Consider the following 18,638-nt stretch of genomic DNA (forward strand, 5'->3'; position numbering starts at 1 on the left):
CAGGGGCGCGGGGAACTGCGCGACCAGCCACCACGCATCCGCACCCGAAATCGGCCCGAAGGGGGCAGACGCTCAGGGGCGCGGGGAACTGCGCGACCAGCCACCACGCATCCGCACCCGAAATCGGCCCGAAGGGGGCAGACGCTCAGGGGCGCGGGGAACTGCGCGGCCGGCCACCACACGACTCGGACCCGGAGGCGCGGTCCCGTTCCGTCGAGTACAGGTGGCTGTCCCGGAACTGCGAAGCACCCAGCGTGCGGCCCACCAGGATCACCGCCGTACGCAGAACCCCGGCCGCCTTGACCTGCTCCGCGATGTCCCCGAGCGTGCCGCGCAGCACCAGCTCGTTCTCCCGGCTGGCGTACGCCACGACCGCGGCCGGGCACTCGGCCCCGTAGTGCGGAAGCAGCTCCCCGACGATCCGGTCGACGTAACGCGCCCCGAGATGCAGCACGAGAAGGGCACCGCTCGCCCCCAGGGTCGCCAGGTCCTCGCCGGCAGGCATCGGCGTGGCCTGCTGGGCGATGCGCGTGAGGATGACGGTCTGCCCGACGGTCGGCACCGTCAGCTCCCGCTTCAGCGCGGCGGCGGCCGCGGCGAACGCGGGTACTCCGGGCACGACCTCGTACGGGACGCCGTGCGCGTCGAGCCGCCGCATCTGCTCGGCGACGGCGCTGAACACGGACGGGTCGCCGGAGTGCAGCCGCGCCACGTCGTGCCCGGCCTCGTGCGCGGCGACCAGCTCCCGTTCGATGGCGTCGAGGTCGAGGTCGGCCGTGTCGACGAGCCGCGCGCCGGGCGGGCACTCGGCGAGGAGTTCCTTGGGCACCAGGGACCCCGCGTAGAGGCAGACCTGGCACGCGGCGAGGGTGCGGGCGCCGCGCACGGTGATCAGGTCGGCGGCGCCAGGGCCCGCCCCGATGAAGTACACGGTCATGGCTGTTCCACCTGTCCCACTCGCTGTCCCACTTGTCCGATTTCCGAAGCGCCGCCGGTCTTCGTCACCGACCACTGCGTCACCGGCATCGCCTGCCGCCACCCCGTGAACCCGCCGACCGGCACGGCGTGCGCCACCGCCAGCTTGACGAGTTCACCGCCGTGGCGTCGGTACCGGTCGGCGAGGAGCGCCTCGGATTCGAGGGTCACGGTGTTGGCGACGAGCCGCCCGCCGAGCGGCAGCGCCTCCCAGCAGCGCTCCAGCAGGCCCGGGGCCGTGAGCCCGCCGCCGATGAACACGGCGTCCGGCGTGGGGAGTCCGGCGAGCGCGTCCGGGGCGGGGCCGGTGACGACGGTGAGGTGCGGTACTCCGAGCCGGGCGGCGTTGCGCCCGATCCGTTCGGCGCGCGCCGGGTCGCGTTCGACGGCGTACGCGCGGCACGAGGGGTGGGTGCGGAGCCATTCCACGCCGATCGAACCGGATCCGCCGCCCACGTCCCAGAGGAGTTCGCCGGGGGCGGGGGCGAGCGCGGCGAGGGTCGCGGCGCGGACGTGGCGCTTGGTGAGCTGCCCGTCGTTCTCGTACGCGGCGTCCGGGAGGCCGGGGACGGCGCCGAGCCGGAGGGCGTCCGGGGCGCGGCGGCACTCGACGGCGACGACGTTCAGCGGGTCGCCGGGCGCCCGGTGCCAGTCGGCGGCGACGCCCTCGTACCGCGCCTCACCGCTCCCCGCGCCCAGCTGTTCGAGCACGGTCATCCGGCTGGGACCGAAGCCGCGCTCGGTGAGCAGGTCCGCCACCTGGGCCGGGGTGTCCGCGCCCGCCGACAGGACGAGGACCCGGCGGCCGTCGTGCAGCGCGGCGGCGAGCCGGTCGGCCGGGCGGCCCACCAGGGTGACGACCTCGGTCTCCTCGACGGGCCAGCCGAGCCGCGCGCACGCGTAGGAGACGGAGGACGGGTGCGGCAGGACCCGTACGGCGGCGGGGCCCGCGATCTCGGTCAGGGTGCGCCCGATCCCGTAGAACATGGGGTCGCCGCTGGCCAGGACGGCCAGGCGGCGTCCCGCGTACCGGGCGAGGAGGGCGGGGACGGCGGGGCGCAGGGGTGTGGGCCAGGGCACGCGTTCCGCACCGCACTCCGCGTCGGGCAGCAGCGCGAGCTGGCGCGGGCCCCCGAGGACGACCTCGGCGGCGCGCAGCACCGAACGCGAACTCTCCGGCAGTCCGGGCCAGCCGTCGGCGCCGATCCCGACGACGGTCACCACGGGCGGGGCGGGCGTCCCGGAAGGCGTCGCGGAGGGCGGAGGAGTCACTAGCTGGTACCTCGTACGGGTTGCGTCGTGATCAGCGGATTTACGTGTGGTCAAGGGAGCCGCACTCTATCGGGCGACATCAGCGCCCCCTCCGACGCCCCTGAGGCACCGCGCCCGACGCGCCGCCCGGCCGTCCGGTCCCCGGAGCGGCCCCCCGCACGGTGTTACCTCGGGAACCGGACCGGTGACAGCGAGCGGGTAGCGGAGGTACGGGGCGCATGACGAAGTACGGGGCGGCGCGGGCCTGGGTCGTGTCCGCCGTGGTGCTCGGGGCGTCGGCCCTGCCGGGAACGGGGACGCAGCCGCCGGGGCCGGACGACGGCGACACGGTACGGGCGGCCACCGGGAACAGCCCCGGCCACGCGGCGACGGCCCCGACGTCCTGCACATCGGGCCCGAGCACGGTGGGCACCGCGTCGACGGAGCACGGCGCCGACACCCCATGCCCGCCGGGCGCGGACGCCCTCCGCCTTTCCCGCGCCGACATCGGGCGCGCGGCCCGGGCCCTCCCCGGCGACGGCGCCCGCACCGCCCGCACCACACCCACCGCGCCTCTCCCGCCCGCCGACGACGCCCCGACGGACACCAAGACCGTGCGGGCCGCCGTCGTCTGGCCGGTCATGACGACCCCGCACATGACGGCCGCCGCCCTCGGATCCGGGCCCGGGGCGCAAGCCGTGTTCGACGACGACGCGCTGGCCGGGTTGTTCGCGTCCGGCGGGCGGTTGCGGGAGGTCGTCGACGCGGGGAAGGGGCGCGAGGTCAGCTGGGTCCTCGACCCGGAGCTGGTGATCGCCGCCGAGGAGATGGCCAACGGGTACCGGATCGCGGACAGCGCCGACTCCAGCAATCCGCAGGACAGCACACGCGGTACGGGACAGAGCGCGGCGCGGTCCTGGCTGGCGGCGTTGCGGGACGCGGTCAAGGGGCGTGACGTGTGGCTGCTGCCGTTCGCCGACCCGGACCTGGCCTCGCTCGCCCACCACCCGGGCACGGACACCACCGATCTGACGGAGGTCGTGGCCGCTCTCGCCGACGACACGAAGGACGAGGTCGACGACATCCTCGGCGCCGGAACCCGGACGGGCCTCGGCTGGCCGGCGGACGGCGCCCTGGACACGGAGATCACCCGGCTCACCGCGGAACTGGGCCTCACCCACCTCCTCACCTCCGGCGACGGCCTGACCCCGACGGCCACACACCCGGTAACCCTGAACGTCCCAAAAACCCCGAACACGACGAACGGCACCCCAGGGGCGCGCCCCGGCCCCACCACAAAAGCCGACACCAGCCCCGACACCGGTGCTGCCACCCGAGCCGACGTCCGCGCCGGCTCCCTCGGCACCGCCGACGCCCCCGTCACTCAACTCACCGCCCTCCCCTACAACGCCACCCTCACCACCGCCCTGGCCCGCATCAAGGACCCCGAACCCACCACTTCCCCGAGCCCGAGCCCGAGTCCGAACCCGTCCGGGTCCACGTCCGGCTCCCCCAGCCCCACCGGCTCCGCGCAGCCCGGTCCGGACCCCGACCCCGCCGCGATCACTCACGTCACCGCGCTCCTCAAGAGCAACACCCGGCCCCTCCTCGTCCCGCCCCGCGATTTCTCCGGTACCGCCGCCGCCGCGTTCGGAGCGGCCCTCGATGACGGGACGGACAAGGGGTGGCTGGACCTGGAAGGCATCCGCGGCGCCGACAACGACCCCGTACGCGGTTCGGCCTCGGCCCCGACGAAGTACCCGGCCAAACTGTCCGGCACCGAGTTGACCGGCGCCCAACTCCAGGCAGTGGCGGCCGACTTGGACGGACTCGCCACCCTCGTCAACGTGCTGGCCGATCCGAAGGCCACCACCGCCTCCGTGCACGCGGCGATGGCCCGCGCCCTGTCCACGGCCTGGCGGCTGCGCGACGACGCGGCGCAGGAGGCGTTCCAGGAGCGCACGTCCGGGTTCCTGGCCGCGTCGGAGGAGTCGTTGCGGCTCGTGCCGAAGACGACGCTGACCCTGACGTCCGGTGACGCGACGGTCCCGGTGACCGTCGACAACGGGCTCCAGCAACCCGTCTCGGGGCTCGAACTACGGGTGACCTCCAGTGACCCGGAGCGGCTCCAGATCAACGATCCGAAGCTCACCGTGGAGGCGGCGGGCTCCGCGAACCACACCGCGCACATCGACGTCACCGCGAAGGCCAACGGCAAGGCGCGGGTCACCGCCCGGCTCTACACCCGTGGTGACGGCAAGCCGTGGGGCAGGCCGATGACGTTCGAGGTGGACGTCACCTCGGTGTCGACGGGGTCGATCACCGTGGTCGCGGCGGGTGTCGTCCTGATCGTGCTGGCGGCGCTGTTCCGGATGCACCGCGTCCGCAGGCGCCGGGCCGCCGCCCAGCCCCCCGTGGAGTGAGTCCGGAGTGAGTCCGCACGGAGCACCGCTCACGTCACCCGGGCCCAGCGCGGCAACCAGTGCGTGTCTCCCGACGGGGCGCGGTACCGCTCCGTCAGATGGTGTCGCAGCGCCGCGAGGCCCGGATGCGGGTTGTCGTCGCGCCAGAGCAGCGAGTGCGGGTAGAGGGGTTCGGGGTCGCGTACGGGGATGGTGCGCAGGTCCAGTCCGGCCGGGTAGGCGAGCGGGGTGCGCGGGCCCATGAACGTGGCCGTGGTCGCCGATTCGGCCACCGCCCGCAGCAGGTGGTCCGTGCCGAAGTTGGGGCCCGCCGCGTCGATCGTGAGCCCGTGCTCGGCCGCCAACTCCGCGTAGTAGGCGGCCCATTCGGTGCCGGGTGTCAGGCTCGGCATCCAGATGTGGTGGTCGGCGAGGGCGCGGAGTGTGGTGCTGTCCGCGTCCGCCAGGGGGTGGGCGGGGCCGGTGACGAGCAGGAGTGGTTCGTCCGCGACGCGCGTGCTGCGCACTCCGGGCGGCAGATGGTCCTCGGGGACGCGGCACGCCCAGAACGCGGAGTCGACGCTGCCGTCGCGGACCGCCGCGAGCACGGCCTTGCCCGCGGCGCCGAGCGCCACGACGTCGAGGGGGACGTCCGGGTGGGCGCGGTGAAAGTCCTGGATGAGGCCCGCCGTCATGGCGCGGGTGCCCATCACGTCGACGCGCAGGGGGCGCCGCCCGGGCCGGACGGAGGCGGTGGCCTTCGTCATGGCGCGGAGCACGGCCTTGGCGTGCGGCAGGAACACCTGCCCGTCCAGGGTGAGCCGGGCGCCGCGCGGCACCCGGGTGAACAGCCGCACGCCCAGTTCGGCCTCGAGCGCCGCGATCCGCTTGGACACGGCCTGCTGGCTGATCCCCAGCTCTTGCGCGGCCACCTGGAACTGGCCTTCCCCGGCGACGGTGACGAAAGTGCGCACGGCTTCCTGATCCACCTCGCCATACAACCACGGGTTGTACGGGTCGGGGCTCCTGGTTGTTTGATCGGCCTGGTCCGCGCCGCTTGGATCGCGGGTCATGAGGGAGACGACGACGCGGCTCGGCCGGGACTTCGGATGGTTGTGGGCCGCGTTCGCGGCGAGCACGGCGGGGACGTGGCTGGCGCTCGACGCGTTCTCGCTGATCGCGGTGCTCGTCCTGGACAGCGGCACGGTGCGGGTGTCGTTCCTGGCGTCGGCCGGGCTCGCCGCGGGGGCGCTGCTCGCGGTGCCGACGGGGCCGTGGGTGGAGTTCCGGCGCAAGCGGCCCACGATGATCGGGGCGGATCTCGTACGGTGCGCGGCGCTGCTCACGCTGCCGCTCGCGTACGTGCTCGGTGTGCTGGGCTACGCGCAGCTCGTGGTCGTGGCGGTGGTGGTGGCCGCCGCCGACATCGTGTTCCGGTCCGCGAGCGGGGCGCATCTGAAGGCGCTCGTCCCACCGGAGGGTCTGCTCGTCGCGAGCGCCCGGTTCGAGACGACGACGTGGACGGCGACGGCGCTCGGGCCGCCGCTCGGGGGCGCCGCGATCAGCGCGTTCGGGCCGCTGGTGACGGTCGTCGGGGACGCGGTGAGCTATCTGCTCTCGGCGGCGGGCGTCCGCGCGATCCGCGCTCCCGAGCCCGTGCCGTCCGGCGGCGGACGAAAGGGGTTCCGCTGGGCCGACGTGGGGGAGGGCTGGCGGTATCTGTGGCGGCGGCCGGACCTGCGCGGGCTCTTCCTGAACACGGCGCTCGTCAACGCGCTGATCATGGTGGGCGCCCCGCTGATGGCCGTACTGATGCTGCGCGAACTCGCCTTCCCGGTGTGGCAGTACAGCCTGGCGTTCAGCGTGCCGTGCCTGGGCGGGCTCGTCGGTTCGCGTCTCGCTCCTCGTCTCGTGCGGCGGTACGGGGCGGACCGGGTACTGCGGGTCAGCGGCACGGCGCGGGCGTGCTGGCCGGTGGGGCTCGCGTTCGTGGGGCCGGGGGCGGCCGGGTTCGCGGTGGTGACGGTCGTCGAACTGGGGCTGATCACCTGTTGCGGCGTCTTCAACCCCGTCATGGCGCGGGAGCGGCTGCGGCGGACGGCGACGGACCGGGTGGCCCGGGTGGTGTCCGCCTGGTCGATCACCGGCAGTGCGGTCACCGCGTCGCTGACCCTGCTGTGGGGCGGGCTCGCGGCCGTCGTCGGGACGCGGTGGGCGCTCGCCGCCGCCGGGGTCCTGCTGCTGGCCACGCCCCCGCTGTTGCGCGTTCGCGCGGCCCCTGTAGCGCCCGAGGGCGACCGCAGCGGCGTGTGAACCGGCCTCCGGGCCCGTCGCACTGTCACAGTGACCACGAGCATTCACCCCAAACCCACCATTCAGGGAATCCCGGGAGATTTCGTGGCACATGTGCATGTGATCCTCAATCAGAAAGGCGGGGTGGGGAAGTCCACGCTCGCCGTGAACCTCGCCGCCGTCACCGCCGACGTGCTCGGCGCGGGTGAGCCGCGCGACGGTGAGCACCCGCCGGTCGTCGCCGTCTCCATCGACCCGCAGGGCTCGGCCGTGTGGTGGTCCGAACGCGTCGGCGACGGCCTCCCGTTCGACTTCGTGCAGGCCCACAACGACCTGCCGGGGCTCGCCGCGCTGGCGCGCATCCCGTCCGCGCAGCACATCTTCGTCGACACCCCCGGCTGGCTCGACCTCGCCGAGAACGACGGCGCCGACCCCCTCGGCAAGGGCGCCGCCGCCGACGCGCTCCGGGCCGTCCTGTCCACCGCCACCGACGTCATCGTCCCCATCGAGCCCGAGCCGCTCGGGTTCCAGCCGACGCAGCGCACGGTCGAACGCGTCGTCAGACCGCGCGGACTCCCCTTCCGCGTCGTCATCAACAACTGGGACCCGCGCGACGGCAAGGCCGACCTGGAGCAGACCCGCGCCTTCGTCGAGGCGCAGGGCTGGCCGTTGGCCCGTACGGTCGTGCGCCACTACAAGCTGCACACGCGGGCCAGCGCGGACGGCCTGGTCGTCACGCAGTACGGCGCCAACCGCGTCGCTCTCCAGGCCCGCGAGGACTTCTTCCGGCTCGCCCTTGAGGTGGGCCTCGCCGCCATCCCGAAGCCCGCGCGCGGTGCGGGGAACGGCACGAGGACCCGCACCCGTACCCGTACGCGTGCGAAGAAGGAGGTGCAGCTCTGATGGGGCGCCGCACCGATCTCTCCTCGCTCCTCGGCCCGACGGCCCCCGGGGACCCCGCGCCGGAGGCGGCCGGGCCGCGCCCGCTCACCGTCCCCGTGACCGTCGCCGTCTCCGACCTCGCCGAGAACCCCGACAACCCGCGCCACGAACTGCGCGACCTCGACGGGCTCGCCGAGACGGTGCGCGAGCGCGGTGTGCTCCAGGCACTCGGCGTCGTCCCCGCCGCCGTGTTCGTCGCCGCGCACCCGCACCACGCGGAGGCGGTCGGCACGGCTCCGTACGTCGTGCTCCACGGCCACCGGCGGCTGGCCGCCGCCAAGATGGCCGGGCTGGACGAGGTGCCCGTCCTCGTCCGCGCCGACGCCAGCCGCTCCGACGAGGACGCGCTGATCGAGAACGTCCAGCGCGACGACCTCACCGAGCTGGAACAGGCCCAGGCCATCCAGGGGCTCATCAGCGCGTACGGCTACTCGCAGCGCCAGGTCGCCGCCCGCATCGGCAAGACCCAGGGCTTCGTCTCCCAGCGGCTCTCCCTGATGAAGCTGCGCGAGGATCTCCAGGAGGCGCTCGCGGACGGGCGGGTCTCCGTCGAGGACGCCCGCCGCATCGCCCGCCTCCCCCACGAGGAACAGCGGCTGCCCGGCCCGTACGGGGAGCTGCCCGCCGCCTCCGTGCCGGCGGCCCGCGCCGAGCGGCGGGGACGCGATTACGGCGTAATCACCATCGACAGCCGGGGGACGCCGCAGGACGTCGTGGACTCCCTGCGCCGCCACCTCGCCCCGGCCACGCTCGACCGGGTGGTGGAACTCCTGCGCGGCTGACCCGGCCGCCCCCGCCCCCGTTCGCTTACGGTTGCCCTCGTGCTTCCCGTGCCGTCCCCGTCCCCGCCCCCGTCGGTGCGCGGGGCGCCGCCCGAAGAGGCCGTCACCCCGCTGGTGCCCCGCACCTCGCGGCCCTGTCGGAGCGGCTCGGGGAGTCCGTCGGCCTCTCCGTGGCGGACGGGGAGGCCGTACGGTGCACGGCCCGGGGCGGAGGCGCTGCGGGCGACCGGTGCCGCCATCGCCGCCGACCTGCACGTCACCTCACGCTTCGTGACCGTACCGGCCCACTGAGGCGCCCCCGCGTTGCGGAACGCACGCGGGCGGCCGTCAATGGAGGAACGGGACAGGACAGGGGGAAGACAGGGGGGCGTCTGAAAGGAGCCCGTCATGGCTCACGCGGCACCCGCACCGGCCCGCTCCACGCACTCCGGCCGCCCCACGGCCCCGTCGGCGTCCATGACCGCGAAGACGCTGCCGCTTCTCGCCGGCGTCCTCTACGGATTCTGGGCGGCGAACATCGAGCGCTACGGCCACAAGGTGACCGGCGGCAACATCGCCCTGGGCCTGATCAGCGGCATCCTCGTCGCGGCACTCTGCTTCGGCATCCACCTGTGGAGCGCCCGCCAGGGCGTCCGCCACATCGCGCTGCGCTCCCTCGTCTGGGGCGTCTTCGCGGGCAGTGCCATCGGCTTCCTGCACAGCCTCGCCAACGGGCCGATCGTCTGGTCCGTACTGATCGGCTTGGCCGTGGGCGTCGGCACGTTCCTCGGCACCCTCTACCGGTACTACTCGTCGAGCGAGTACACCGAGGCGCACCGGGTCACCCACGCCCGGGGCCGGACCCGGGTCACCGCGTAGCCGCAGACGCGTAGGAAGGGCCCGCTGTAGGGCCCGCTGTAGCCCGTATGCGGGTCTTCCGCTCGCGGGGTGCGCGGGCGGGGCCTTGCCTTGAAGGGTGAACCGCACCGTCCGCGCCGCGCTCGCCCCCGTCCTCCTCGTCCTCGCCTGCCTCCTCCTCCCCCTGTCCACTCTGTCCACCTGGGCGAAGTACGAGATCGGCGACAGCGACCGTTACGTGGCCAGAGTGGCGCCGCTCGCCACCGACGACGCCGTGCGGAACACGGTCGGCGCCGCGGTGACCACCGGGATCATGCGGAACATCAGCGTCGGCCCGCTGCAGTCCACCGTCGAGCAGTATCTGCACGACGCCGTGATCTCGTTCACGGGCACCGACGCCTTCCGCGGCGCGTGGGACACCGCCAACCGGGCCGCCCACGACGCGGTGCAGCGCGCCCTGGACGAGGGCCGCACCGGCGCCGTCACCCTCGACCTCGCGCCCGTCACGAAGCAGGTCAAGCGGCAGCTCCAGGACGACGGCGTGCCGTTCGCCGAGCAGATCCCGGTCACGCACACCCGGATCACCGTCCTGTCCGCCGGTGAACTGGCCGAACTCCGCGAAGGGTTCCACCTGCTCCAGCTCGCGGGTCTCTGGCCGGCCCTCGCCGCCCTGGTCCTCACCGTCGCGGGCCTGCTGCTCGCACCGCGTCGCCGCCGCGCCGTCGCCGCCACGGCGCTCGGCATGGCCCTCGGCGCGGCCGCGCTGCTGCTCGCGCTGACGATCGCCCGCTCCCTCACCCTCGGCGACCTCGACAGCGACGCGGACAAGGCGACGGCGGGCGCGGTGTACGACGCGCTGACGTCGTCGATGCGGACCGTGTCGTGGGTGATCGTCGGGGTGGGGGCGGCGGTCGCGGTGACGGCGTGGCTGACGGGGTTCCTCAGGGCCGGGCGGTCCAGAAGGGCGCTCGCGCACCACACCACACGGAGCCGCCGCCCGCGGGGAGGCGGGCGGCGGCTGGATGGTGGATCAGGTCCTTACTTGAGCTTCGCCTCGGCCTTCTGCAGGGCCTTGGCGAAGCCGTTGGCCCACAGGCTGTTGACGCGGGAGCGCTCGGTGGCGTTCGGGTAGGCGTTGGTGCAGGACGGGCCGGGGCCGCCACCCGACATCAGCTCGCTGCACGGACCCGAGTAGTGGTCCGGCAGGCCGAGCACGTGCCCGGTCTCGTGGGCGGTGACGCGGGTGGAGTTGTACTGCTGGTTCTGCGCGTAGTCGAGGAAGACGTAGCCCCGGCCGTGCCCGTCCGTGGACGCGTACGAACCGCGCGAGTCGTTGCCCTCGTAGTACGCGAAGTTGCCGGTGCCGGTCGTCGCCGCGAGCTTGACGTTCGAGACCGACGAGTTCCAGATGGACGTGCTGTTCGCTATCTGCTGGCGGAAGGACGGGGCGCGCGACGCGTTGTACGTGACGGTCACCGCCGCGGCGCCCGGGTGCGCGGCGCGCTGCTCGGCGACGGACTTCACGACCGCCTCGAAGAACGCCTGGTTCGCGGCGGCGTCCTCGGCGGAGCCGGTGTAGCCCGCTCTGACGGTCTCGGTCCGGTCCAGGGGGGCCGGTTGCGCGGTGGCGGGGCCGGCCGCGAGCGCCGTGACGGTGAGGCCCGCGCCGAAGGCGCATGCGAGGAGACGGATGACGGTGGGGGGTGCTGTCATGGTCATGCAAGTGAGTGTGAGGGTGGGAGGGGCGGCTGGGGATGATGGCACTTGGAGATAGCACGGTGTTATCGGTGGGGCAGGGGTGGTGAACGTGATCGGCGTGAAAAATGGCCGTTACGGTGCCATGTAGTACGTGACGGAGTACTGGTGCGGCCCCCGCGCTCGCCTTACGCTCTGCGCCCATGGAGCTGGACATACGGCACCTGCGCGCCGTGTGCGCGATCGAGGACGCCGGCAGCCTGCACAAGGCCGCACGTCAACTGGGTCTGACACAACCCGCGTTGAGCACCCAGTTGCGCCGTATCGAGGTGTTCCTCGGCGGCCCGCTGTTCACCCGGGAACGCACCGGGTGCCGGGCGACCCCGCTCGGCCGCGTCCTGCTGACCCGGGCCCGCCCCCTGGTCGACGGCCTGATCACGCTGGTCGATGAGGCCCGCGCGGTCGCCGCCGCGACGGCCGAGGGGCCCGGACGGCTCCGCATCGGCTCCACGGCGAGCCGCGCGCTGCCGGGCTGGCTGCGGCGGCTTCGGGACAACCCCGAGTTCCAGGGCACGGAACCGACCCTGCGGGTGGACGTCTCCGCGCACGCCCTGCTGCGGCGCGTCGCGGAGGGCGGGCTCGACGTGGCGTTCGTGCACGAGGTGGAGGGCAGCCCCCTGCGGATGCCGCCCGGGCTCGTGTGGCGGGTGCTCGTGGAACGGGAGCCGCAGTTCGTGTCCCTGGCGACGGACCACCCGGCGGCCAGCCGCAGCGTGGTGCGTCTGTCCGATCTCGCCGGTGACAGGTGGATGGTCGACCCCACGGTCGACGGCGAATGGGACGGCCTGCTGCGGGCGTTGCGCTCCGCCGGTCTCAAGCCGCGCGTCCTGCACGGCGATTACCTCACGGCGGCGTCCCTCGTCGCGACCGGCGAGGTCGTGGCCCTGTGCCAGCCCACGTCCCGGGCCCGCGCCGACATGGCCATCCGGCCGCTGCACGGGGACCCCGTCGGCGTACGGCTGTTGCTGGCGGCGCGGAGCGAGGCCCTGCTCGACGCGGTGCTGCCCGATCTGCGGGCCGCGTACGGGGAGGCGGCGCGGCAGGCACCGGCGTACCACTTCCAGGAGGACTTTCAGGAGGACTTCCAGGAGGACGCGGTCTGAGACCGGCCCCGCGGGTCCTCCGGGCGGGGTGAAACGGGCGGCCCGTCCAGGGGATCGTCGGCGGACCCTTCCCAAGATCGCCCCGTGCGGCGGCTAACCTTACGTGTCCGCCCTGGCCAGGGGTTCCAGGGACGTTCGGGGACCAACTCATGCGGAAGGTTGCGCACATGGGCATTCTGGATCTGCTGCGGAACGCGTTCGGGCGGTCCCGGAAGAGGGACGCGGAGCCGGCTCCCGCGGACTCACCGGAACCGACGCGCTCCGCGCCCATCGAGCCCCCCGCCGAACGGCCGACGGTCCCCGCCCCGTCCCGCGGCGAGGCCGACGACCTGGTGGCCGCGGCCTTCGACAACGTCACGGTCCCCAAACCGTCCCGCCCGGTGGACCCCACACCCCCGGACACGTCCGAGGCGACGGTACCCACGCAGAAGCCGTCCCCGGACGGCACGGCCCCACCGGAGGCGAACGCGGACGAACGCCCGGCGACACGGGACAACTCGGCGGAGCACAACGCACCGCCTACGGCCGAGCGTCCGGCGACGAAGGACAGCCCCGCGGAAGCGACGGCCCCGGACGAGGAAAGCGTCCCCGCTGCGACCGAGACCCCGGACGATGTGGTGAAGGCGGGGGGCGCGGCGAAGGGTGCCGCCCCGGACGAGGAAGACCGCCCGGCGACGGCTGAGGCCCCGGACGAGGCAGTCAAGGCGGACGACGCGGAGAGCACGGCTACCGAGAGCACCCCGGCGAAGAGTGCCGCGGACAAGGGCGACAGCCCGGCGACGACCCAGACCCCGGACAAGGCAGTGAAGGCGGGCGACGCGGAAAGCGCGGCTGCCGAGAGCACCGCCCCGGACGAGGAAGACCGCGCGGCGACGACCGAGGCCCCGGCCGAGGTGGTGAAGGCGGGGAGCGCGGCCGCTGAGAGCGCCCCGGCGAAGAGTGCCGCCCCGGACAAGGGCGACAGCCCGGCGACGACCCAGACCCCGGACGAGACTGTGAAGGCGGGCGACGCGGAAAGCGCGGTTGCCGAGGACACCCCGGCGAAGACGGACAAGGCGGCCCAGGGCGACAGCCCGGCTGCAGCCCAGGGCGACAGCCCGGCTGCATCCGAGAACCCGGCGAAGGCCGCGCGGCCCGCGTCCGCGGATGACTCCGCGCAGGCCACCGACCCGGCTGACGAGAGCACCCCGGCGCGGAGCACGTCCCAGGACGACCCCGCAAAGTCGGCGGAGACCAAGGACTCGGCGACACCCGAAGCCCCCGCGAAGCCGGACGCCCAGGCCAAGGCAGACGAACCGGCCACGACCAAGTCCGCGAGCGCGGCCAAGACGAAGAGCGCGGCGAAGAACGAGACCACCCCCGCACCCGAGACCCCGGCGAGTACCGAGCCGGCCCCCACCAAAACAAAGACCACCGCTCGCGCCGCCAAGAAGACGAGCCCGGCCAAGACCACCGGTGCCGCCGCCAAGGCATCCGCCAAGTCCGACACCCCGGCGAAGAAGACCTCCGCCGCCAAGAAGACCAGCCCCACCAAAGCTAAAGCCACCGCCACTGCCACCGGCACCGGCAGCCCCAAGACCCCCGCCGCGTCGGAGACCCCCGGCGCCACACCGAACACCCCGGCCCAAACCAACCCCGCCAAGTCGAAGACCCCGCCCAAGAAGAAGCCCGCCGCAAAGGGACTCGTCACCGCTCACGAAGCCGCCGGTGCCGCCCTGGAGGCCCGCGGTCTCGTCGGGACCCGTGCCCGCGTGTACCTCGTGCTGGACCGTTCCGGGTCGATGCGCCCGTACTACAAGGACGGTTCCGCGAGCGCCCTGGCCGAGCAGACGCTCGCCCTGGCCGCGCATCTGGACGACCGCGAGCCCCCGACCGTCCACACCGTGTTCTTCTCGACGGACATCGACGCCACCGGCGACCTGGTCCTCGACGAGGACGGCACGTACGAGGGCAAGATCGACGAGTGGCACGCGGCGGCGGGCCGTATGGGCCGCACGAGCTACCACCGCGCGATCGAGGAGGTCGTGGCGCACCACGCGAAGAGCGACGACCCGACGGTCCCCGCCCTGGTCGTCTTCCAGACGGACGGCCCCCCGGACACCCAGCGCCCGGCGAACGAGGCGCTGGCGAAGGCGGCGAGCCACCCGCTCTTCTTCCAGTTCGTCGCGTTCGGCGAGCACGACGCGAAGGGCTTCGACTACCTCCGCAGGCTGAAGGCCGACAACGCCGCGTTCTTCCACGCGGGCCCGGCCCCGCGCGAGCTGACGGACGCCGAGCTGTACGAGGGCGTCCTGGCGGCCTGGCGCCCGTAGATCCGGCCCGTCCGGAACCCCCGGCCGTCCGCGCGGTAAAACACCGCGCGGGCGGCCGCCCCATGTCGGCTACGATTTCTGGATTCAGACCCCGCAGCCGAAACCCCCGGGTCTCACTGCGCGCAACGCATCGTCACGACATGGGAGCAGCCCCCGATGGCTCGACACCTCATCACCAGCGCCCTTCCCTACATCAACGGGATCAAGCACCTGGGCAACATGGTGGGGTCCATGCTCCCGGCCGATGTGTACGCCCGCTACCTGCGCCGCCGGGGCCACGACGTGCTGTACATCTGCGCGACGGACGAGCACGGCACCCCGGCCGAGCTGGCCGCGAAGGAGCGGGGCCTGCCGGTGGCGGAGTTCTGCGCGCAGGCGCACGACGCGCAGAAGGCGATCTACGACGGTTTCGCGCTGGCCTTCGACCACTTCGGCCGCAGCTCGTCGCCGCAGAACGCGGAGCTGACCCAGCACTTCGCCCGCCGTCTGAACGAGAACGGGTTCATCGAGGAGCGGGCGATCCGCCAGGTGTACTCGCCCGCGGACGGCCGTTTCCTCCCGGACCGCTACGTCGAGGGCACGTGTCCGCACTGCGGCTACGACAAGGCCCGCGGCGACCAGTGCGAGAACTGCACCCGCGTCCTGGACCCGACCGATCTGATCAACCCGCGCAGCGCGATCTCCGGCTCGACGGACCTGGAGGTCCGCGAGACGAAGCACCTCTTCCTCCTCCAGTCGAAGCTCCAGGGCGAGGTCGAGGCGTGGATCGACGAGGTCGCCGACGAGTGGCCGCAGCTGTCGTCCTCCATCGCCCGCAAGTGGCTGACGGAGGGCCTGAACGACCGGGCGATCACCCGTGACCTGGAGTGGGGCGTCCCGGTCCCGGCCGACACGTGGCCTGAGCTGGCGGCCGAGGGCAAGGTCTTCTACGTATGGTTCGACGCGCCGATCGAGTACATCGGTGCGACGAAGGAGTGGGCGGACCAGGCCCCCGACGGCGAGACCCGGGACTGGAAGTCCTGGTGGTTCGAGCCGGACGGTGCCTCGGACGTCCGGTACACGGAGTTCATGGCGAAGGACAACGTGCCGTTCCACAGCGTCATGTTCCCGGCGACGGAGATGGGCATCCGGGAGCCGTGGAAGAAGGTCGACTATCTGAAGGCCTTCAACTGGCTGACGTACTACGGCGGCAAGTTCTCCACGTCGCAGAAGCGCGGTGTCTTCACCGACCAGGCCCTGGAGATCCTACCGGCGGACTACTGGCGCTACTTCCTGATCGCCAACGCGCCCGAGTCGGACGACTCGTCCTTCACCTGGGAGCACTTCACGGCGACGGTCAACAAGGACCTGGCCGACACCCTCGGCAACTTCGTCAACCGTGTCCTGTCCTTCTCCCGCAAGCGCTTCGGCGACGACGTCCCGGCGGGCGGCGAGCCCGGCGAGGCGGAGTCGAAGCTGGGCGAGCAGATCGCCGAGCTCCTCGCCGAGTACGAGACCCAGATGGAGGCCCTCCAGTTCCGCAAGGCCGCGGCGGCGCTGCGCGCCCTGTGGTCGGCGGGCAACTCCTACCTGGAGGAGAAGGCCCCCTGGCTGGAGATCAAGACCAACCCGGAGGGCGCCGCCCTCACCCTGCGTACGGCGATGAATCTGATCCACCTCTACTCGGTGGTCTCGGAGCCGTTCATCCCGGCGTCGGCGGCGGCGATGCGCGCGGCGTTCGCCCTCTCCGACACCGTGTCCGGTGAGGCCGGCCGCACCTGGGTGACCGCGGACGAGGCGAAGTCCCTGACCATGGTCCCCGCGGGCACTGCCTTCACCGTCCCGCCGGTCCTCTTCGCCAAGATCACGGACGAGGACCTGGAGTCGTACAAGGAGCGCTTCGGCGGCGCCCCCGAGTAAGAGCCTGTCTTTGAACCCCCGCCTGCGCCCCGACGCCCGGCACGCACGCTCGCCGCACGGAGGCGCAGGACAGGTGGCTCCGCCACATGACCTGCGCCTCCGCACTCCCCCAGCCTCCGGCCGGGGGGACCCCCAATCGCACGCACCGACCGCCGCTGCGCCCGCGCTTCGCGCGGACGACGGGGGTTCAAAGACAGGCTCTAAGTGATTGCGTGCTCGGCACCGTCCGAGCACGGCGAAGGGCCCGGAACCGGTGAGCGGTTCCGGGCCCTTCGCATCGGGCGATCGGTGGAGCGCTACTTCTTCTCCACCGGCTTGCGGAGCTGGATGTGCAGCTCGCGCAGGCGCGCCTCGTCCAGCTCGGTGGGGGCGCCCATCATCAGGTCCTGCGCGTTGCCGTTCAGCGGGAAGGCGATGGTCTCGCGGATGTTCGGCTCGTCGGCGAGGAGCATGACGATGCGGTCGACGCCGGGGGCGATCCCGCCGTGCGGCGGGGCGCCGAAGCGGAGGGCGCGGAGCATGCCCGCGAACTCGGCCTCGACGGTGTCGCGGTCGTAGCCGGCGATCTCGAACGCCTTGATCATGATCTCGGGCTCGTGGTTCCGGATCGCGCCGGAGGACAGCTCCGTGCCGTTGCAGACGATGTCGTACTGCCAGGCCAGAATGTCCAGCGGGTCCTTCTCCTCCAGGTCCTTCATGCCGCCCTGGGGCATCGAGAAGGGGTTGTGGGAGAAGTCGATCTTGCCGGTCTCCTCGTCCTTCTCGTACATCGGGAAGTCGACGATCCAGCAGAAACGGAAGACGCCCTCCTCGAAGTGGCCGGCGCGCTTGGCGGCCTCGACGCGGACCGCGCCCATGATCTTGGAGACCTCGTCGAACTCGCCCGCGCCGAAGAACACGGCGTGACCGGCTTCGAGGCCGAGGCGCTTGGTCAGCTCCGCCACGTTCTCCTCGGTGAGGAACTTGGCGATGGGGCCGCTCAGCGAGCCGTCCTCGCCGACCCGCACCCAGGCGAGACCCTTCGCGCCCTGCTCGACCGCGTAGTCACCGAGGCCGTCGAAGAACTTGCGGGACTGCGCGGCGGTGTCCGGCACCGGCAGCGCGCGCACGTGCTTGCCCGCGAACGCCTTGAACTCGGAAGCCTCGAAGATGTCGGTGATGTCGACGAGTTCGAGCTTGGCGCGCAGGTCCGGCTTGTCGCTGCCGTACTTCAGCATCGACTCGCGGAAGGGGATGCGCGGGAACGGGGAGGTGACCTCGCGGCCGCCGCCGAACTCCGTGAACAGCTCGGTCATGAGCTTCTCGATGGGCTGGAAGACGTCTTCCTGCTCCACGAAGCTCATCTCGACGTCGAGCTGGTAGAACTCGCCCGGCGAACGGTCCGCGCGCGCGTCCTCGTCGCGGAAGCAGGGCGCGATCTGGAAGTACCGGTCGAAGCCGGAGATCATCAGCAGCTGCTTGAACTGCTGCGGGGCCTGCGGCAGCGCGTAGAACTTGCCGGGGTTCAGACGGGAGGGGACGACGAAGTCACGGGCGCCCTCGGGGGAGGTCGCGGTGAGGATCGGCGTCGCCATCTCGTTGAAGCCGAGGGCGACCATCTTGGAGCGGATGGACGCGATCACGGCGGAGCGCAGCATGATGTTGCGGTGCATGCGCTCGCGGCGCAGGTCCAGGAAGCGGTACTCCAGTCGGCGCTCCTCGCCGACCCCGTCGTCCTGGTTGATCTGGAACGGGAGCTGCTGGGCGGCGCCCAGGATCTCGACCTCGGCGGCCTCGATCTCGATCTCGCCGGTGGGCAGCTCGGGGTTGACGTTCTCCGCGCCGCGCGAGACGACCTTGCCGTCGACGCGGACGACCGTCTCCTTGGTCAGCTTGTCGAGGACCTCGGCGGCCTTGGTGCCGGGCCGGGCGACGAGCTGCGTGATGCCGTAGTGGTCGCGGAGATCGATGAAGAGGATGCCGCCCAGGTCTCGGCGATTGTGCAGCCAGCCGCTCAGCCGGACGTCGGCACCGACGTCAGTGGCGCGGAGCTCGCCGCAGGTGTGGGACCTGTACCGATGCATCGTCGTTCATCCAGCCTTCGCGTTT

The 18,638-nt window shown here is 72.6% G+C and carries 14 protein-coding genes; 9 read left to right on the plus strand and 5 right to left on the minus strand.

Features of this window, described 5'->3' with window-relative positions:
* Window positions 1–145 precede the first annotated feature (145 nt).
* Window positions 146–937, minus strand: coding sequence for a precorrin-4 C(11)-methyltransferase (cobM, locus tag ABZ877_RS33435; RefSeq protein WP_361079156.1), 792 nt, complete (start codon window positions 935–937; stop codon window positions 146–148).
* Window positions 934–2,247, minus strand: coding sequence for a precorrin-6y C5,15-methyltransferase (decarboxylating) subunit CbiE (gene cbiE, locus ABZ877_RS33440; protein ID WP_361079159.1), 1,314 nt, complete (start codon window positions 2,245–2,247; stop codon window positions 934–936). The genes cobM and cbiE overlap by 4 nt, the downstream gene beginning before the upstream one ends.
* A 218-nt stretch (window positions 2,248–2,465) precedes the next feature.
* Here cbiE and ABZ877_RS33445 point away from each other — a divergent pair, with 218 nt between their 5' ends.
* A complete protein-coding gene (locus ABZ877_RS33445; protein WP_361079162.1) occupies window positions 2,466–4,649 on the plus strand; it encodes a DUF6049 family protein in 2,184 nt (727 codons plus the stop codon).
* Between the two features lie 29 nt (window positions 4,650–4,678).
* Here the strand turns inward: ABZ877_RS33445 and ABZ877_RS33450 are convergent, their stop codons facing one another.
* The gene (locus ABZ877_RS33450; protein WP_361079165.1) at window positions 4,679–5,617 is read right to left on the minus strand and encodes a LysR family transcriptional regulator; all 939 of its coding nucleotides are present in this window, start codon (window positions 5,615–5,617) and stop codon (window positions 4,679–4,681) included.
* A gap of 82 nt (window positions 5,618–5,699) precedes the next feature.
* On the opposite strand from ABZ877_RS33450, the gene ABZ877_RS33455 reads away from it, so the two are divergent.
* The 5 genes from ABZ877_RS33455 to ABZ877_RS33475 all read left to right on the plus strand — a co-directional run bounded on the left by ABZ877_RS33455 (window position 5,700) and on the right by ABZ877_RS33475 (window position 10,613).
* Window positions 5,700–6,941, plus strand: a complete 1,242-nt coding sequence (locus ABZ877_RS33455) for an MFS transporter (protein WP_361079168.1) — start codon at window positions 5,700–5,702, stop codon at window positions 6,939–6,941.
* A gap of 84 nt (window positions 6,942–7,025) precedes the next feature.
* Entirely contained in the window at window positions 7,026–7,823 is a 798-nt protein-coding gene (locus tag ABZ877_RS33460) for a ParA family protein (protein ID WP_361079171.1), read from the plus strand.
* Complete coding sequence (locus tag ABZ877_RS33465) at window positions 7,823–8,644, plus strand: ParB/RepB/Spo0J family partition protein (RefSeq protein WP_361079174.1); 822 nt, start codon at window positions 7,823–7,825, stop codon at window positions 8,642–8,644. The genes ABZ877_RS33460 and ABZ877_RS33465 overlap by 1 nt, the downstream gene beginning before the upstream one ends.
* A 387-nt stretch (window positions 8,645–9,031) precedes the next feature.
* The gene (locus tag ABZ877_RS33470) at window positions 9,032–9,502 is read left to right on the plus strand and encodes a hypothetical protein (protein WP_361079177.1); all 471 of its coding nucleotides are present in this window, start codon (window positions 9,032–9,034) and stop codon (window positions 9,500–9,502) included.
* A 97-nt stretch (window positions 9,503–9,599) separates the two neighbouring features.
* Window positions 9,600–10,613 carry a hypothetical protein gene (locus ABZ877_RS33475; protein WP_361079180.1) on the plus strand — a complete coding sequence of 338 codons (1,014 nt, stop codon included), beginning with the start codon at window positions 9,600–9,602 and terminating at the stop codon, window positions 10,611–10,613.
* Here ABZ877_RS33475 and snpA read toward each other — a convergent pair.
* Window positions 10,520–11,194 (minus strand): snapalysin, encoded by a 675-nt coding sequence (snpA, locus tag ABZ877_RS33480; RefSeq protein WP_361079360.1) that lies wholly within the window; start codon window positions 11,192–11,194, stop codon window positions 10,520–10,522. The genes ABZ877_RS33475 and snpA overlap by 94 nt on opposite strands.
* Before the next feature lie 185 nt (window positions 11,195–11,379).
* On the opposite strand from snpA, the gene ABZ877_RS33485 reads away from it, so the two are divergent.
* The 3 genes from ABZ877_RS33485 to metG all read left to right on the plus strand — a co-directional run bounded on the left by ABZ877_RS33485 (window position 11,380) and on the right by metG (window position 16,550).
* Complete coding sequence (locus ABZ877_RS33485; RefSeq protein ID WP_361079183.1) at window positions 11,380–12,339, plus strand: LysR family transcriptional regulator; 960 nt, start codon at window positions 11,380–11,382, stop codon at window positions 12,337–12,339.
* A gap of 167 nt (window positions 12,340–12,506) precedes the next feature.
* Entirely contained in the window at window positions 12,507–14,651 is a 2,145-nt protein-coding gene (locus tag ABZ877_RS33490; protein WP_361079185.1) for a VWA domain-containing protein, read from the plus strand.
* A gap of 156 nt (window positions 14,652–14,807) precedes the next feature.
* Complete coding sequence (metG, locus tag ABZ877_RS33495) at window positions 14,808–16,550, plus strand: methionine--tRNA ligase (RefSeq protein WP_361079187.1); 1,743 nt, start codon at window positions 14,808–14,810, stop codon at window positions 16,548–16,550.
* 296 nt (window positions 16,551–16,846) lie between these two features.
* Here metG and aspS read toward each other — a convergent pair whose 3' ends face one another.
* Entirely contained in the window at window positions 16,847–18,613 is a 1,767-nt protein-coding gene (gene aspS / locus ABZ877_RS33500; RefSeq protein WP_361079189.1) for an aspartate--tRNA ligase, read from the minus strand.
* Between the last annotated feature and the right edge of the window lie 25 nt (window positions 18,614–18,638).

Source organism: Streptomyces sp. NPDC046939, from assembly GCF_040644575.1.
GTDB lineage: Bacteria > Actinomycetota > Actinomycetes > Streptomycetales > Streptomycetaceae > Streptomyces.